The 17099-nt window shown below is 60.5% G+C and carries 15 protein-coding genes; 9 read left to right on the top strand and 6 right to left on the bottom strand.

Going from position 1 to position 17099, the window contains the following annotated elements; all coding sequences use genetic code 11:
* Positions 1-60 precede the first annotated feature (60 nt).
* On the bottom strand, positions 61-2484 hold the full coding sequence (gene plsB / locus AB5Y73_RS05000) for a glycerol-3-phosphate 1-O-acyltransferase PlsB (protein ID WP_181497685.1): 2424 nt from the start codon (positions 2482-2484) through the stop codon (positions 61-63).
* A gap of 204 nt (positions 2485-2688) precedes the next feature.
* Between plsB and lexA the strand changes: the two genes are divergently transcribed.
* From lexA to dinF, 4 genes are all read left to right on the top strand, one after another.
* The gene (lexA, locus tag AB5Y73_RS05005; RefSeq protein ID WP_005339540.1) at positions 2689-3312 is read left to right on the top strand and encodes a transcriptional repressor LexA; all 624 of its coding nucleotides are present in this window, start codon (positions 2689-2691) and stop codon (positions 3310-3312) included.
* A 484-nt stretch (positions 3313-3796) separates the two neighbouring features.
* Positions 3797-4012, top strand: coding sequence for a hypothetical protein (locus tag AB5Y73_RS05010; protein WP_019446524.1), 216 nt, complete (start codon positions 3797-3799; stop codon positions 4010-4012).
* Between the two features lie 210 nt (positions 4013-4222).
* Entirely contained in the window at positions 4223-4849 is a 627-nt protein-coding gene (locus AB5Y73_RS05015) for an SCO family protein (RefSeq protein ID WP_107683347.1), read from the top strand.
* A 2-nt stretch (positions 4850-4851) separates the two neighbouring features.
* Positions 4852-6213 (top strand): MATE family efflux transporter DinF, encoded by a 1362-nt coding sequence (gene dinF / locus AB5Y73_RS05020; RefSeq protein ID WP_107683346.1) that lies wholly within the window; start codon positions 4852-4854, stop codon positions 6211-6213.
* A 13-nt stretch (positions 6214-6226) separates the two neighbouring features.
* On the opposite strand, the gene trmL is transcribed toward dinF, so the two are convergent.
* The 3 genes from trmL to AB5Y73_RS05035 form a co-directional block, all read right to left on the bottom strand.
* Complete coding sequence (gene trmL, locus AB5Y73_RS05025) at positions 6227-6691, bottom strand: tRNA (uridine(34)/cytosine(34)/5-carboxymethylaminomethyluridine(34)-2'-O)-methyltransferase TrmL (protein ID WP_005339545.1); 465 nt, start codon at positions 6689-6691, stop codon at positions 6227-6229.
* A 74-nt stretch (positions 6692-6765) separates the two neighbouring features.
* The gene (locus tag AB5Y73_RS05030; RefSeq protein WP_205422032.1) at positions 6766-8136 is read right to left on the bottom strand and encodes an ATP-binding protein; all 1371 of its coding nucleotides are present in this window, start codon (positions 8134-8136) and stop codon (positions 6766-6768) included.
* A complete protein-coding gene (locus AB5Y73_RS05035; RefSeq protein ID WP_005339549.1) occupies positions 8118-8813 on the bottom strand; it encodes a response regulator in 696 nt (231 codons plus the stop codon). The genes AB5Y73_RS05030 and AB5Y73_RS05035 overlap by 19 nt, the downstream gene beginning before the upstream one ends.
* Positions 8814-8898: 85 nt before the next feature.
* On the opposite strand from AB5Y73_RS05035, the gene AB5Y73_RS05040 reads away from it, so the two are divergent.
* The 4 genes from AB5Y73_RS05040 (at position 8899) to AB5Y73_RS05055 (ending at position 12355) form a co-directional block, all read left to right on the top strand.
* On the top strand, positions 8899-9810 hold the full coding sequence (locus AB5Y73_RS05040) for a cation diffusion facilitator family transporter (RefSeq protein ID WP_107683344.1): 912 nt from the start codon (positions 8899-8901) through the stop codon (positions 9808-9810).
* Positions 9811-9818: 8 nt separating this feature from the next.
* Positions 9819-10598, top strand: coding sequence for a serine O-acetyltransferase (cysE, locus tag AB5Y73_RS05045; RefSeq protein WP_005339552.1), 780 nt, complete (start codon positions 9819-9821; stop codon positions 10596-10598).
* Between the two features lie 20 nt (positions 10599-10618).
* Positions 10619-11899, top strand: coding sequence for a hypothetical protein (locus AB5Y73_RS05050; protein ID WP_058059070.1), 1281 nt, complete (start codon positions 10619-10621; stop codon positions 11897-11899).
* Positions 11900-12145: 246 nt separating this feature from the next.
* Positions 12146-12355: a cell division protein ZapB gene (locus AB5Y73_RS05055; protein WP_005339554.1), complete on the top strand. Its 210-nt coding sequence runs from the start codon at positions 12146-12148 to the stop codon at positions 12353-12355.
* Between the two features lie 72 nt (positions 12356-12427).
* Here AB5Y73_RS05055 and elbB read toward each other — a convergent pair whose 3' ends face one another.
* On the bottom strand, positions 12428-13078 hold the full coding sequence (gene elbB / locus AB5Y73_RS05060) for an isoprenoid biosynthesis glyoxalase ElbB (RefSeq protein ID WP_058059069.1): 651 nt from the start codon (positions 13076-13078) through the stop codon (positions 12428-12430).
* Positions 13079-13478: 400 nt separating this feature from the next.
* Between elbB and polA the strand changes: the two genes are divergently transcribed.
* Positions 13479-16244 (top strand): DNA polymerase I, encoded by a 2766-nt coding sequence (gene polA / locus AB5Y73_RS05065; RefSeq protein ID WP_058059068.1) that lies wholly within the window; start codon positions 13479-13481, stop codon positions 16242-16244.
* A gap of 88 nt (positions 16245-16332) precedes the next feature.
* On the opposite strand, the gene AB5Y73_RS05070 is transcribed toward polA, so the two are convergent.
* Entirely contained in the window at positions 16333-16872 is a 540-nt protein-coding gene (locus AB5Y73_RS05070; RefSeq protein WP_058057072.1) for a gamma carbonic anhydrase family protein, read from the bottom strand.
* Between the last annotated feature and the right edge of the window lie 227 nt (positions 16873-17099).

A 17099-nucleotide genomic window follows, 5' to 3' on the forward strand; every position in this document is an offset into this window, starting at 1 on the left:
CGAGTAAAACTGGATAAAAAGAAGGCCGCATGATGCGGCCTTCTTTGTTTGCGTTGCAGATTAGAGCTGATTGCCTGCCTGAATGGTGCGGCGGATCTTGTTGCTCAGCAGCGGCACTATGTTGTCGGCCAGCGCCTGGAAGCGGCCGAGATCCGGCTTGCACTCTGGGGAGAGGTAACCCTCTTTGCGCAAGGTGTGGATCAGGGTGCTGAACAGCTTCTGGTCGAAGAACTCGGGGGCGTTGATGCCGTGCAGGGTGCCGAGGCGCTCTGCCATCATCAGGCCGTCCGCCTCCAGTTGCTCCGCCTCGATGTGAGGCTGGGCCAACACCCGGGTCAGCACGATGGCGTAGCGTTGCAGGGTCTCCTGAATGCTCTCCGCCAGCAGCAGCAGGCGCATCTGGTTGGCCGGATTGACCCAGTAGCCGTCATCGCGGGTCTCGATCAGTTGCTGGGTCAGCAGGGCGTCTAGCAGGCTGTCGACCAGCGCCGGCAGCTCCTCCTCTTCATAACGCAGGAACAGCTCGGTCTTGAGCAGCGGATAGATGTCGATGCAACGGGCCATGATCTCGCTGCGGGAGATCCCTTCGCACCGTTCGATCAATGCCGCCACCAGAGAGGGCATGGCGAACAGGTGGAGGATGTTGTTGCGGTAGTAGGTCAGCAGGATCGCCTGATAGCGGTCCAGACTGATGATCTGCCCCAGTTTGTCCTCGCTCACCTCGAACTTGTTGAGCTCCATCGCCTGATCCAGCAGGGTCTTGGCATCCTCATCCGGAATGGTGCTCTGCGGGCTGTAAGGCACCGCCTTGAGCAGATCCAGATAGGTGTTGAGCTGGGCCTGCAACTCGTCGCGGGTTAGGGCGTGGCGCTCGGCGGCCAGCAGCGCCAGCGCACTCAGGGTCAGGCCGTTGACCGCGGCAGCGCCGTTGATGCGGGTCATCAGCAGTTCGGCCAGATTGTTGACGGTGCCCGCCATCCACTCCGGACGCTCCTCTTCCCCGATGTGCTTTTTCCAGTCGGGGATGTGTTCGCTCAGGTAGCTGTTGAGAGTCAGCGGCTCGCCGAAGTTGACGAAACCACGGCCGTAGTTGCGCAGCTTGCGCAGGATGCCGAGCACCTGCAGGAAGCTCTCTTTCTCCTTGCGGCTCCCCTTGAGCTCGTTGTGGTAGGTGTTCACCTCCATCACGTGCTCGTAACCCAGATAGACGGGCACCAGAGTGACCGGCCTGTCCAGCCCGCGCATCATTGCCTGCAGGGTCATCGCCAGCATGCCGGTCTTGGGCGGTAGCAGACGGCCGGTACGGGAGCGACCACCTTCGGTGAAGAACTCTACCGAGTAACCCTTGGCAAACAGCAGGTTGAGGTATTCCCGGAATACCGTGCTGTAGAGCGGGTTGCCCTTGAAGGTGCGGCGAATGAAGAAGGCGCCGCCGTGGCGGAAGATGGGGCCCGCCGGCCAGAAGTTGAGGTTGATGCCTGCCGCGATATGGGGCGGCACCATCCCCTGGTGGTAGATGACGTAGGAGAGCAGCAGGTAGTCCATGTGGCTGCGGTGGCAGGGAACGTAGACGATCTCGTGCCCTTCCTGCGCCAGTTGGCGCACCTTCTCGGCGCCATTGACCGACAAACCGCGGTAGAGCTTGTTCCACAGCCAGCCGAGGAAGCTCTCGCCCAGGCGGATCAGCCGGTAGGAGAAGTTGGAGGCGATCTCGTCCATGTAGCCATGGGCACGCTTTTGCGCCTTCTCGAGGCTGATCCCCTCGCGCTGGGCCTCCTCTTCAATCGCCTGCTGGATCACCGCGGAGTCGAGCAGCTGCTTGAACAGCAGGTTGCGGTTCGGCAGTTTCGGGCCGGTGGCAGCCAGCTGCTGACGGCTGAAGTGGGTACGGGCCACTCGTGCCAGCTTGTGGGCGATCGCCTCGTCAGTGCCGTGCTTGTCCGCCATATAGCGCAGGGAGAGGGGCGGCGAGAAGCGCACCAGATTCTCGCGACCCTTGAGGATCACGATAAGCGCCTTCTTCAGCCGGTTCGGCGCCAGGCTGCTGATGATGTTGAGGCCGGAGGCTTCTTCCCCTTCCCGACCCGGAGCGCGGCCCCAGAACAGGGTGACGGGCACCACCTGGATATCCAGCTCGGGATCCTGCTTGTGCAGATCCAACAGCTGGTGGAACTCCTGCAGGAAGGGGAGCGGTTTGCTGCGTTTGCCAAACAGGGGAGGCGGACGATCCAGACAGACATAGCGCGGCAGCAGCTGGCCGTTCAGTTCCAGCGGCGTGAAGGGACCGGGCAGACCGAGATCCTCGCAGCACTGCTGCAGGGTCATCAGGTCGGTGATCGAACTGGTTTTCAGGGCATAGACGATGGGTCTGGCCGGATCCAGATTGAGTTCTGTGATGGGATTTTCCGGCAGGCTCTTGTGATTGACCAAGCCGCTGACCGGCCATTGCAAGATGGCTCTGGAAATCTTCTGTCCTATGGACATGTGCGTCTGCTCTCCAAAAAAATGCGGCGTGAGCATAGCAAATCGACAGCCCCTTGTCGCCGAGAGGTACGATGAGTCGGCTGCGCAGGATCAAAACAGTAGTAAAGGAGGGGTTGGTCGCGACAAATGTCAGCTGCGCCTTGCCTTGGCCACTGCACTGTATATACTGCCAGTGTGCTGTATAAAAAGACAGGTGCCAATTCTATGAAACCCCTTACCCCCCGCCAGGCCGAAGTGCTGGAGCTGATCAAGGTGAACATGAGCGAGACCGGTATGCCGCCGACTCGTGCCGAGATTGCCCAGAAGCTTGGTTTCAAGTCGGCCAATGCGGCCGAAGAACATCTGAAGGCCCTGGCCAAAAAAGGGGTCATCGAGATCATGCCGGGCACGTCCCGCGGCATTCGCCTGTTGCTCGAAGAGGAAGAGGTGCTGGAAGAGAGCGGCTTGCCGCTCATCGGCAAGGTCGCTGCCGGTGAACCCATCCTAGCTCAGGAGCATATCGAGAGCCACTATCAGGTTGATCCCGCCCTGTTCCATCCGCGCGCAGATTTTCTGCTGCGGGTGCAGGGGATGAGCATGAAGAACATCGGCATTCTGGATGGCGATCTGCTGGCGGTGCACAAGACCCAGGAGGTGCGCAACGGTCAGGTGGTGGTCGCCCGTCTCGATGAGGATGTCACCGTCAAGCGCTTCCAGCGCAAGGGCAGTCAGGTATGGCTGCTGCCGGAAAATGAAGAGCTCTCCCCTATCGAGGTGGATCTCTCTTGCCAGCAGCTCACCATCGAGGGGCTGGCGGTCGGGGTGATCCGCAACGCCGACTGGATGTAATCCTCCCCGCCAACTGCGTTTGCCACACGGCCTCCTTCGGGAGGCTGTGCTGTTTCTGGCGCACTTTCCCTGTCATATCAAACAGATCATCGGTGGTGGCATTTTTGTCCTGCGCGACCGGCTACCAATCATCCATTTCAGATATATGCTCAGATCAGTGCCCTGTCGCCGAGACAGGCCTTGGCACCTCCCTCTGACCATCACAATGCGTCGGTACGGAAGGGCCGGTAACAACGAGAATCGGGCAGTACACCTTCACGGGATATGAAGGGGGAGTGGGGAGATCCCGAGCCTTGTCAGGCAAAGGGGACCACTCGTAATGGTTGCAGATAGTCGTGACGGGCCTGTTCCCAGTTCAGGCCGACGAAGCAACATGACCTGTCGGTCAAGGAGGACTGGTATGGCATCAAGATCGCCATGGGATTCAGAGGCTGGGGCTGCGCCAGCGGAATCGTCAATCACCCGTTTTGTCAAAGGTAGCCGGATGACCTGGTTTTACGGTCTCTGGCTGCACCATCGTGGTTCGCACTGGACGCTCTGGCTGGGATGTCCGAAAGAGAAGGTGGTGCGTCTGGTGCTGCTGTTCAAACGGGGTCACGGTGATCGCCAGGGGGAAGAGGGCTGGCTGGCCCCCGTGATTCCCATCGGCGTGCGGGCCATCGGCAAGATGTTGCAGCAGGGGCGTAACGCTCGCCCCTGAGCAGAAGAGACCAACAAATCCATCCATAACCGGCACCCGAGGGGGCCGGTTTTTTTATGGCCGCAACTGGTGATTAATTATGCCAAATGGTCGACTCCTGACAGGGCGTTGCACAAGGTTGAACCACCTTGGCGGCTCGCTGGGGTACAATGCCCCCCTCTTGTCCGGTCACTGCTGGCCATCTGCCTCGAACTGAAAGGGTCTCTTGTTATGATGAAGCTCCGCTATCCCCTGCTCTTTCTGCTGCTGACAGCCTGCCTGATCCTGGTGTTCTACGCCACGCAGCCAGAGCAGCCGGAACAGGCCGACTACTATCCGGCGGGGCGGGACATCAATGATTTCGCCTTTACCGATGCGGACAACCAGCCGTTCACTCCTGCCAACCTGAAGGGGCACTGGACCTTCCTGTTTGTCGGTTACACCTTCTGCCCCGATATCTGCCCCACCACCCTGGCAGATATGCGTTCCGTCTATGACCAACTGAAGAAGATGGCGCCCGACAGTCAGGTGGTGTTTATCTCGGCGGATCCCCAGCGTGATGATATTCCACGTCTCAAGACCTATACCGCCTTCTTCAATCCCGAGTTCAAGGCGGCCACTGCCCCCCACGACAAGCTGTTCCCGTTCGTGCGCAATCTGGGGCTCATCTACTCCATCGCCAATCAGGGGGAGAAGGATTACCTGATCGATCACTCCGCCTCCATCGTGCTCATCAATCCCAAGGGCAAGCTGCAGGCGGTATTCCGCCCGCAGGTGGCGCCGGATCAGGTGCCCAGGGTGCAGATGGCCACCATGCTCTCTGACTTCTCCCGCATCCTGAAGCTGACAGGCCACTGAACGTGACCCCAGCTGTTGCCCCCTGGTGGCGAGATCCCTCTCGCCACCGAGCCGTCTTTGCGCTCGCCCTGCCCATGGTTTTCTCCAATATCACCACCCCCTTGCTGGGGCTGGTGGACACCTGGGTGATCGGTCATCTCGGTCAGGCCTGGTTTCTGGGGGGCGTCTCGGTCGGTGCAACCCTGATCAACCTCATTTTCTGGCTGCTCGGCTTCTTGCGGATGTCGACCACCGGCCTGACGGCGCAGGCGCACGGCGCAGCTGATGGTCGTGCCCAGCTCGATACCCTGCTGCGGGCGCTGGGGTTGGCCATTGCTCTTGGCCTGGCGCTGCTGTTGTTGCTCTTCCCCCTGTTGCCACGACTGATCGCCCTGAGTGGCGGCTCGCCCGAGGTGCAGCTCTATGCGGGCCAATATGTGGCGGTGCGGATCTGGAGCGCCCCGGCGGCGCTCTGCAATCTGGTGATCATGGGTTGGCTGTTGGGGATGCAGGATGCCCGCAGCCCCATGGTAATGCTGATCCTCACCAATCTGGTCAATATGGCGCTCGACGCCCTGTTTGTGCTCGGGCTCGGCTGGCAGGTGCGGGGTGTGGCGGCAGCCTCGGTCATGGCGGACTACTGCGCGCTGGCCGTCGGCATCTGGCTGGTACGCCGTCAGCTGGGGCAACTGGCGCCGACGGTGTGGCAGGATGGCTGGCAGCGCTGGCGGCAGCTTGCGCCCATGGTGCGGTTGCTCGGCCTCAACCGCGATATCTTTCTGCGCTCCCTCTGTTTGCAGCTCTGTTTCGCCTTCATGACTCTGCAAGGGGCACGACTGGGGGATGTGGCGGTGGCCGCCAATGCGGTGCTGCTCAACTTCCTGATGCTCATCTCCTACGGGCTCGATGGTTTTGCCTATGCGGTGGAGGCCATGGTAGGACGAGCCATCGGTCAGCGGGATCGGCAGAAACTGCGGGAGGCCATCGTGCTCAATCTGGGCTGGGCCGCCCTCATCGCCAGTGGTTTTACCCTGGTGTTTGCCCTCTTTGGTGCCCACCTTATCGGCTATATCACCGACATTCCGGCTGTGGTGGCGGAGGCAAATCGTCAGCTTCCCTGGCTGATCGCCATGCCTTTGCTGGCGGTCTGGTGCTTCCTGCTGGATGGCGTATTTATCGGGGCGACTCGGGCGCGGGAGATGCGCAACAGCATGTTGCTGGCCGCGTTTGGCGGCTTCTTCCCGATCTGGTGGCTCTGTCAGTCGTGGGGCGTGGCCGCGCTATGGGCGGCGATGGCGGCGCTGATGGTGGGGCGCGGTCTGTCGCTGGGGGTCACTTGCTGGCGGCTGGAGCGCAGCGGGCATCTGCTCGACGCCCGCCACTGATCATCGGTGGCGCTTACATGGCACCGTCGTAGCCGAGCTGGCGCCAGCTCTCGTAGACAAATACAGATACCGCGTTGGAGAGGTTCATGCTGCGGCTCTGGGGCACCATAGGGATGCGTAGCCGCTGCTCGAATGGCAGACTCTCGATGATCTCGATGGGTAGGCCGCGACTCTCCGGGCCAAACAGCAGGGCGTCGCCAAGGGCATATTGTGCTGCCGAGTGCGCGGTGCGCCCCTTGGTGGTGCAGGCAAACACCCGCTTGGGCGCCACGGCGGCCAGAAAAGCCTCATAGCTCGGCCAGCGCTTCACCTCGGCAAACTCGTGATAGTCGAGTCCCGCCCGCTTTACCCGCTTGTCATCCCACTCAAATCCCAGCGGCTCGATCAGATGGAGCCGGTAACCGGTATTGGCGCAAAGCCGGATGATATTGCCGGTGTTGGGCGGAATTTCCGGCTGGTAGAGGACGATATCGAGCATGACGAGCTCCTGCAAAGAGATGTAAAGCCAAGAAGGGGCGCCAGCATACCCAGCGCCCGTCCGGATGAAAAGGATCAGGCGATGGGCAAGCGGATGGTGATGGTCAGCCCGGTCGGGTGATTGTTGCTGGCCGAAATGGTACCGCCGTGGCGCTGGATTGCCTCCGAGGCGATGGCCAGCCCCAGCCCGGTGCCGCCAGTCTTGGCGTTGCGGGCGTCATCGACCCGGAAGAAGGGTTGGAACAGCAGCGCCTGCTGCTCGTCTGGCACCCCGGGGCCGTCATCCCGAATGGTCATCACCCACTCCAGTCCCTCCCGATACCAGTCCACCTTGATGAACTCGCGGGCATATTTGAGGGCGTTGCGCAGGGGGTTCTCCACGGCCCGGGCCAGCAGCTCGGGCCACATCTGGATCGACTCTGCGGGCAGCGGCGGCAGTCTGAGCTGTTTGCCGCTCTGGTTTGCCTCGAACATGGCATCTTCGAGGATGGGTTCCAGCAGGTCGGCCAGCGGGTGTACCACCGGCGCCTCTACATGCTGCTGCACTCGCGACAGATCCAGCAGATCGCCGATCAGCTTGTCCAGCCGCCCGATCTCCGATTCGATCCGCGCCAGCTCGGCGCTGTCACCCTGCTTGCGGCGGATCAGTGCCTGCGCCAGTTGCATCCGGGTGAGGGGGCTGCGCAGCTCGTGGGAGATATCGGAAAGCAGCTGTTTCTGCTTCTGGATCATGCTCTTGAGCGTCTCCACCATGCGGCTGACGTTGTCCGCCAGCTGGCCGATCTCGTCGCCCCGTCCCAGGTTGGGGATCTGTACCTCCAGATTGCCGGCCGCCAGTTGGGAGACCGATTTCTGCAACTGCAGGATGGGGCGGGTCAGCCGCCAGGCGAGCAGCAGGCAGAGCGGGGTGCTGACCAGCATCGAGATGCCCAGAATGCGGATCGGGTGATCCAGCACCTGAATGAACAGGAACAGATAGGGGTTCTCGGCATTGAGGCCGAAATAGACGTGATAGCGATGACCGTGGTGCTCCATCAGGAAGGGGCCGGCGATCGCCTTGCGATCCTCGTTGCCCAGCATGGGATTGGCCGGGTCATCGGCATCCACCATAAAGCGCACCACGAACTTGCGCGGATGGGTGGTGGACTGGATCTGCCCCTTCTCGTCGCGCAGGTAGACGTTGTCCACCGGCAGCATGGCGATCTTGTCCATCGCCTTGGCCAGATCGAAATCCTGATCCGGCTCGGCGGCGTTGAGCAGGGCCTGCACGTTGTTCTGCATCCGCGCGACTTCGTGGGTCGGCAGCGGGATCTGGTTGCGGGGATCCAGGGTCGGCAGGCTAATCACGGCGGCCAGCATCACCAGCAGCATGAACCAGAACCAGAGGAAGATGTGGGTCGAGATCCCGTTGAGGGAGTTGATGCGCTCTATTCTTGCTCTAGCCACAGGTACCCGCGCCCCCGTACGGTTTTGAAGCGGGGCTGGCCATCGGTGCGGTCCGGCAGCTTCTTGCGCAGGTTGCTCAGGTGCATGTCGATGGCCCGATCGAAGGGTTCCAGCTTCTTGCCCAGCACCTGCTCGGAAAGGTGGCTCTTGCTGACGATCTGGCCGGGATTACGCAGCAGGCACTCCAGCAGCCCGAATTCGGTGGCGGTCAGCTCCAGCAGTTGTTCGCCGCAGCGGGCCTGCTGCAGGCCGGGTTGCAGCACGATATCCATGAAGTGCACTTCGTCGGAGGAGTTGCCGCGCTGGGGCGGGGCGCTCTGGGTACGGCGCAGGATGGCGCGTACCCGGGCCAGCAGCTCCCTGTCATCGAACGGCTTGGCCAGATAGTCGTCGGCACCCGCTTCCAGACCGTTGACCCGATCCTGGCTGTCACCGCGGGCGGTCAGCATCAGCACCGGGGTATCGTGGGTCTTGCGCAGCTTGGTCAGCATGGCAAAGCCGTTGAGTTTGGGCATCATTACATCCAGCAACACCAGATCGAAGCTCTGCTCCGCCAGCCGTTGCAGCCCCTCTTCACCATCCTCGGCGACCGTGACCTGAAATCCCTCCAGGGTCAGAATTTCGGTGAGCAGTTGGGTCAATTCAAGATCGTCGTCGACCAGGAGTATTCTGTTCATCTGGTGTTATTCCGCAGATTTTCGCGCCAAACTGACGCCGGGGTCAGGGTATAATAAGTTTTTCATCGCCAGAGGAAAGCCGGTTTTGAGCCATCAACAATATTCCCGTTGGGTGACCTTTGCCAGCATAGCGGCGGTCACCACCGCTACCTTGCTGATCATCGGCAAACTGATCGCCTGGCTGATGACCGACTCGTCGACCCTGCTGGCGTCGCTGACCGACTCCTTCATGGATGTGAGTGCCTCCATCATCAACCTGTTGGCCATTCGCTATGCGCTTGCCCCCGCCGATGACGAACACCGCTTCGGTCACGGCAAGGCGGAGTCGCTGGCGGGCCTCATCCAGTCAGCCTTTATCTCCGGCTCCGCCCTGCTGCTGGTGATGCACGGAATTTCATCCCTGCTCAATCAGGCGCCTATCCTGCGGCTGGAAGCGGGTCTCTGGGTCAGCGGCGGATCCATCGTGCTGACCCTGCTGCTGGTCAGCTTCCAGAGTTTCGTTATTCGCAAGACCAACAGTGTGGCCATCAAGGCCGACATGCTGCACTACCGTTCCGATCTGCTGCTTAATGCCGGTGTCTTGCTGGCGCTGGTGCTGGCGGGGCAGGGGTGGTACTGGGCCGACGGCCTGTTTGCCATCCTGATCGGGCTGTTCCTGTTGTGGGGGGCGGGACACATCGGCTACGAGTCGGTGCAGGCGCTGCTCGATCGTCAGTTGCCAGCGGAAGAACAAGCGAGAATAATGGCGCTCTGCTGTGCCGTAGAAGGTGTACACGGCGTACATGACCTGCGCACCCGTCAATCCGGGCCGACCCGATTCGTACAGTTGCATCTTGAACTGGATGATCAGATCCCCCTGGTCAAGGCCCATCAAATCGCCGATGAAGCCGAGATGGCGGTACGCCAGGCATTCGAGCGGATGGATGTCATCATCCACATGGACCCCATCTCGGTGCTGACAAAAGAACAACAGAGCCCTCACCCAGAACAACAGTAGGCTGCAACATGGATGAACTGGTTGCCAAAACCTGGCACAAAATTCAGCAAGAAGCGGAGTGCATGGCGGCCCAGGAGCCGATGCTGGCCAGCTTCTTCCACTCCACCATTCTCAATCACAAGAACCTGCGTTCGGCCCTCAGCTTCCAGCTGGCCAACAAACTCGACAGCGCCACCATGCCGGCCATCGCACTGCGCGAGGTGATCGAGCTGGCCCTGCGCAGCGAGCCCGAGCTGCTGACGGTAGTGGCGGCCGACATCTGCGCCGTGCAGGAGCGGGATCCGGCGGTCGACCTCTTCTCCACCCCGCTGCTCTATCTCAAGGGGTTCCATGCCCTGCAGGGCTATCGGGTCGCCAACTGGCTGTGGCGTCAGGGGCGCCGCTCGCTGGCCCTTTATCTGCAAAACCAGATCTCGGTGGTGTTCGGGGTAGATGTGCACCCGGCCGCCCGTATCGGCAAGGGGATCATGTTCGACCACGCCACCGGCATAGTAGTCGGCGAGACGGCGGTGATTGAAGATGATGTCTCCATCCTGCAGAGCGTGACCCTCGGTGGTACCGGCAAGGAGAGCGGCGATCGCCATCCCAAGATCCGCGAAGGGGTGATGATAGGGGCGGGCGCCAAGGTGCTCGGCAATATCGAAGTGGGCGTGGGTGCCAAAATTGGCGCGGGCAGCGTGGTGATCAACCCGGTGCCGCCTCATACCACGGTCGCTGGCGTACCCGCCAAGATCGTCGGCCGTCCGGAGTGTGACAAGCCTTCACTGGATATGGATCAGTGTCTCTGATCTCCCGGCCGGAGTAGTCGATGGCCAAACGCTGGTCGGGTTATCTGATTTTGGGGATGTGGCTGCTCAACTTGCTGCATCTCTATCTGGGACTCTCCCCCTGGCCAGCGGCCATTGCGGCCTGGGGGGCGTCGCTGCTCACCTGGCCCTGGCTGGTGGGAGCCGCCAAGCGGCAGGCGCTGGCCTTGTATGGCGCGGCGCTGTTGCTGCTCATCTTTTCCTGGTGGCAGGGCGCGCCCCTCACCGCCGGTGACTGGCTGCTGCCCAACATCAATATGCTCACCATGTTTGCCGCGGTGAGCACCCTCAACCTCGCCACCTCGGGTCTCTTGACCGGCACCACCTCCTGGACCGGGCGAAAGGGGCTGTGGAGCACCATGGCCAGCCTCAATCTGCTGGGGGCGGTCATCAACCTCTCGGTGTTGTTTATCATCGGCGATCGACTGGAGCGCAATGGCACCCTGGAGCGGCGTCAGGTGATGGTGCTGAGCCGGATCTTCTGTGCCGCTGCCTTCTGGTCACCCTTCTTTGTCGCCATGGCGGTGGCGCTCACCTATGCGCCGGGCTTGCAGCTCTCCCATATTTTGCCGTTCGGGATCCTCGCCGCCTTGCTGGCGATGGGACTGACCGCCTGGCAGGTGGAGCGGATCGGGGTGGCCGACTTTGCCGGTTATCCGCTGCGGTTGCAGACTCTGGGGCTGCCGGTCACGCTGGCGTTGCTGGTACTGCTCATCAAGCAGGTCTGGCCCCAGCTCGGCATTCTGGCGGTGATCGCGCTGGTGGCCCCGCTGCTGGCGCTGCTCTTTATGCCGAGGGTCGGGCGCAAGGCGGCCCTCAAGCGGCAGGTGGTGGAGCGCTTTCCCGCCATCGGCGGTCAGCTGGTGCTGTTTCTGGGGGCCGGTTTGCTGGCAGCAGGCATCAACAGTGCGTTGTCGGTCATCGATCTCGGCTCCGGTCACGGTCTGCCGCTGTTCAACCACTTTGGCTGGCTTGAGGCATCCCTCACTCTGCTGCTGATCCTGCTGGTGGCCATCGTCGGGGTACATCCGCTCATCAGTATCTCCGGGCTGGCGCCGCTGCTCTGGCCGCTGGCGCCGGATCCCAGCCTGCTCGGCATGTGTTTCCTGCTGGGATGGGGGCTTGCCACCGGCACCAGTCCGCTCTCCGGATCCAATCTGGCGCTGGCCTCCCGCTACAACCTCAGTGCCGGGCTGATCCTGCGCTGGAACCTGCTCTACGGCCTGCTGATGTATGTCGTCGCCTGTCTGTTGCTGGGGGCTTATATCGCCTTGCATGGATAACGGCGGCGCCGTCAGGAGGGTGCCAATGATGCGCGGGTGGCGGGGCTTTTTACGCACGCTTCAGTGTGTTGTCGCGGCTCGGGCGCAGGATGCGAGAAAAATAGACGCATATTTAGACAATACATCTATGGAAGGCGCATTTTACAGCGCACTGGCTTGTTTGTGCCGATGCGCTCGGGGTATGCTGGCTTCACGCGCTTGAATCGCCCTCTGTGGGGCATCGCAATTGAACAAACAGGTATGCATATGTCACTAGAAGTCCTTGAGCAACTCGAATCCAAAGTACAATCCGCCGTCGACAACATCTCCTTGCTGAAGATGGAGCTGGACGAGCTGAAAGAGCAGAACAGCAAGCTGCAAGACGAGAACCATCAACTGCGCAACGAGCACACTGCATGGCAGGAGCGTCTGCGTGCCCTGCTGGGTAAAATGGATCAGATGGGCGAAACCATCTAATTCATTGCCTTTAGGCAGAATTGACAACGGGCCGCTCCATGAGCGGCCCGTCTGTTTTTGGCAGGGTGAGGATTATAGCGCCAGCAGTTGCTTGACCGTCTTCTCGATGCCGTCCGCCGCTTCGACTATGTTGCTGGCCAGCATGTAGGCGGGGGTGGAGATCACCTTGCGCTCCTGATCCACCACGAACTCGTTGACTGGGCAGTTGAGATGGCTGCCACCCATCGCCTCGATGGCGTTGGCGGTGCCTTCGTCATGGCCGATGGTCGCCAGCGTCCCGGCACCATAGATCAGCGGGATCATGGCGGGCGCGATGCAGATATAGGCGGCCGGTTTGTTGGCTTTGGCAAAGCTCTGGCACGCTTTCAGCACATCGGGCTGGATCTGGCACTCGGCTCCTTTGATAGCGAAGTTGCACAGGTTTTTGGCCGCGCCAAAGCCGCCGGGCACCAGCAGCGCGTCGTAATCGGCCGCATCCAGCTCGGCCACATCCTTTATCTGGCCACGGCAGATGCGGGCCGCTTCGACCAGCACATTGCGGCTCTCTCCCTCGCTCACTTCACCGGTCAGGTGGTTGATGACATGGAGCTGCGCCACGTTCGGGGCGAAGCACTGGACGGCGGCTCCCTGACGGGCCAGCGCCAGCAGGCTGATGACGGCCTCGTGGATTTCGGCCCCGTCAAAGACACCGCAGCCACTCAAAATCACGGCCACTTTTTTCATGGCAAACTCCTCGTTGTTGAAAATGTGAGCCAGGATGGATTGTTGTACTTTTGTATGGTTATCGCTCGCCCTCCGCTGGTCAAGTCATCTTGCTGTGCTAGGATTGTTTCGCTTTGGATCCTGCCGTACCTACTCCCTTAAATCTTTTTCCACATTGATCGAGATCATTCTAACTGTCTCACGATCGGTTTTTACGATCTCAATGCATTGTTTTTAATGGCTTTTTATATTCTTATACACAGTTTTATAACTGTGTGCTCTGATGCGTCCCATTTTTGAACACAGAGTTATCCACAGACTGAGTCCCTTAATCAGGCGCTGTGTGCTGTTGCTGCGCCCCTTGGTGTGAGGGGGGCCCTGTGGCATCCTAGCGGCTGTTTATCTCTGGCAGGACGATTTCATGGCCCCTAGCAACCCCCTTATTCTGGTCGACGGCTCCTCTTATCTTTACCGCGCCTTCTTCGCCTCCCAGCAGGCTGATCTGCGCACATCGACCGGTTTGCCGAGCGGCGCCGTCCGTGTCATGGCCAACATGATGCGCAGCCTGCGCAAGCAATATCCTGACTGTCATGTGGCCGTGGTGTTTGATGCCAAGGGCAAGACCTTCCGCGACGACATCTATCCCCAGTACAAGGCGACCCGCGCCAGCATGCCGGACGATCTGCGCAGCCAGGTTGCCCCTATCCACCAGATGATCAAGGCGATGGGTTTCCCCTTCCTGATGGTGGAAGGGGTTGAAGCCGACGACGTGATCGGCACCCTGGCCCGCCAGGCGACCGAGAAGCAGCTGCCGGTACTGATCAGCACCGGTGACAAGGATATGGCACAGCTGGTCTCCGACCATGTCACCCTGATCGACACCATGAAAGATGTGAAGACCGATCGGGAAGGGGTGATCGAGAAGTTTGGCGTACCGCCCGAGCTCATCATCGACTATCTGGCCCTGATGGGTGACAAGGTCGACAACATTCCCGGTATGACCGGTGTCGGCGAGAAGACCGCACTGGCTCTGCTGCAGGGGATTGGCAGCATCGACGAGATTGCCGCCAACCTCGACAAGGTAGCTGCGCTCGGTTTCCGTGGCTCCAAGGCCTTTGCCGACAAGTTCCGCGAGCAGGAGGAGCAGGTTCGTCTCTCCTATCGACTGGCGACCATCAAGACCGATGTCGAGCTGGAACAGAGTCTGGAAGAGCTGTTGCTCAAGCCGGTCGACAAGGAGTCCCTGCTGGCGGTCTATCGCGAATACGAGCTGCGCAACCTGATCAAGGAGCTGGAATCCGGTGGTGAAGAGGGGAGCGAGAGCGCCGGACAGGACGAAGCTGGCGATGAGAGCGCTGCTCCGGTTGCCGCCATCGAAACCGACTACCGCTGCATTCTGGACGAAGCCGAGTTTGACGGCTGGCTGGAACAGTTGAAATCGGCACCGCTGTTTGCCTTCGATACCGAAACCACCAGTCTCGACTATATGGAGGCACGGATTGTTGGCGTCTCCTTCGCGGTTGAGCCGGGCAAGGCTGCTTATGTGCCGTTTGGCCACGACTATCTGGGGGCCCCGGTACAGCTGAGCGAGGCCGTGGTGTTGGGCAAGCTCAAGCCGCTGCTGGAAGATCCGACCCATCTCAAGGTGGGGCAGAACCTCAAGTACGACCGCAACGTGCTGCTCAACCATGACATCGACCTGCAGGGTATCGCCTACGACACCATGCTCGAGTCCTACGTGCTCAACTCCACCGCCAGTCGTCACGATATGGATTCGTTGGCCAAGCGTTACCTCGGGGTCGAGACCACCGCCTTTGAAGATATCGCGGGCAAAGGAGTGAAACAGCTCACCTTCAACCAGATCGAGCTGGAGCAGGCGGCCCCCTATGCGGCGGAAGATGCCGATATCACCCTGCGTCTGCATCAGGCGCTGTGGGGTCAGCTGGAGGCCGTGCCGGGTCTCGCCAAGGTATTCAGTGAGATTGAGCTGCCGCTGTTGCCTGTACTGGCGCGGATGGAGTTGCTCGGCACCACTATCGATCCCAAGTTGCTGCACCAGCAGAGTCAGGAGATCGAGCTGCGGTTGGCAGAGCTGGAGAAACAGGCTCACGAGCTGGCCGGGCAGGAGTTCAACCTCTCCTCGCCCAAGCAGTTGGGGGAGATCCTCTTCACCAAGCTGGGGCTGCCGATCATCAAAAAGACTCCGAAGGGGGCACCGTCCACCGCAGAAGAGGTGCTGGCCGAGCTGGCGGAGACCTACGAGCTGCCGCAACTGCTGATGGAGCATCGTGGGCTGGCCAAGCTCAAGTCCACCTACACCGACAAGTTGCCGCTGATGATCAAGCCCCGGACCGGGCGGGTACACACCTCCTATCATCAGGCGGTAGCGGCTACGGGCCGCTTGTCATCATCTGATCCCAACCTGCAGAACATCCCGGTGCGCAATGAGCAAGGGCGCCGGATCCGTCAGGCCTTCATCCCTAGCGCCGGTTACAAGCTGGTGGCGGCGGACTACTCCCAGATCGAGCTGCGCATCATGGCGCACCTCTCCGGTGACAAGGGGCTGCTGACCGCCTTTGCCGAGGGCAAGGACATCCACAAGGCGACTGCCGCCGAGGTGTTCGGCGTGGCGCTCGATGCGGTCACCACCGACATGCGCCGCAGCGCCAAGGCGATCAACTTCGGCCTTATCTACGGCATGAGTGCCTTCGGTCTGGCCAAGCAGCTGGGGATCGGTCGTGCCGAAGCGCAGAAGTACATGGATCTCTACTTCGAACGCTACCCGGGCGTGCTGGAGTATATGGAGCGCACCCGTCAGCAGGCGGAAGCCCAGGGGTATGTCGAGACCCTGTTTGGTCGTCGCCTCTATCTGCCGGATATCAAGTCCCGCAACGCCGGTCTGCGCAAGGCTGCCGAACGGGCCGCCATCAACGCCCCGATGCAGGGCACGGCCGCCGATATCATCAAGCGCGCCATGATCAACGTGGACAGCTGGATCCGCGGTATCGAGGATGAGTCGATCCGCATGCTGATGCAGGTACACGATGAACTGGTGTTCGAGATCCGCGAAGAGAAGCTGGAGGAATACACCGCCATCATCAAGGAGAAGATGTCGGCCGCTGCCGAACTGCATGTGCCGCTGCTGGTTGAAGCGGGTACCGGTGACAACTGGGATCAGGCCCACTGATTTCCGGTCAGCCGTTCTGCACGGCTATATAGCTATATAAGAAGCGAAGCCCGGCATTATGCCGGGCTTCCTGTTTCTGCCAGCCCTATCAGGTCTCTTGCAGATATTCATCCTTGAGCAGGACATAGTTGTCGGCCGAGGTCTTGAGGAAGGCGATCTCGGCGGGTTTGAGCGGGCGAGCCTGTTTGACGGGATTACCTATATATAGAAAGCCCGATTCGAGTCGCTTGCCCGGTGGCACCAGCGAACCTGCGCCGATCATCACATCATCTTCAACCACGACGCCATCAAGCAGAATGGCACCCATGCCGACCAGCACCCGGTTGCCTATGGTGCAGCCGTGCAGCATCGCCTTGTGACCCACAGTGACATCTTCACCGATAAGCAGCGGATAGCCGGTCGGATTGCTGACGCTCTTGCGGGTCAGATGCAATACGGTGCCATCCTGAATGTTGCTGCGGGCGCCGATGCGGATATGGTTCACATCCCCCCGTGCCGCCACCATGGGCCAGATGCTGGCGTCGTCGGCCAGTTCGATATCGCCCACCAGTGTCGCGCAGGGATCTACATACACCCGTTTGCCCAGTTGCGGGCGTTTTCCCTTATAGGGTCTCAGTCGCAAGTCCATCTTGGCCTCCTTGTTTTCGGCCATTCTAGCAATCTGGAACCAGTTTCTGTGGATAAGTTTGTATAAAAGCTGTGGTTGGAAATGAATAACTAAAAAAGTGCGGTTTTTTGCAATTTTATTGCAGATAAGGGGTTGCCAGAAAGAATCTGTTCCCTATAATGCGCCTCCATCGACAGGGCAAGCGGCAACGCAAACAACCTCGTCGGTAACCTCGAAAAGCCTTTGAA

Source organism: Aeromonas sp. s7(2024) (assembly GCF_040907825.1).
Taxonomy (GTDB): Bacteria; Pseudomonadota; Gammaproteobacteria; order Enterobacterales; family Aeromonadaceae; genus Aeromonas; species Aeromonas veronii.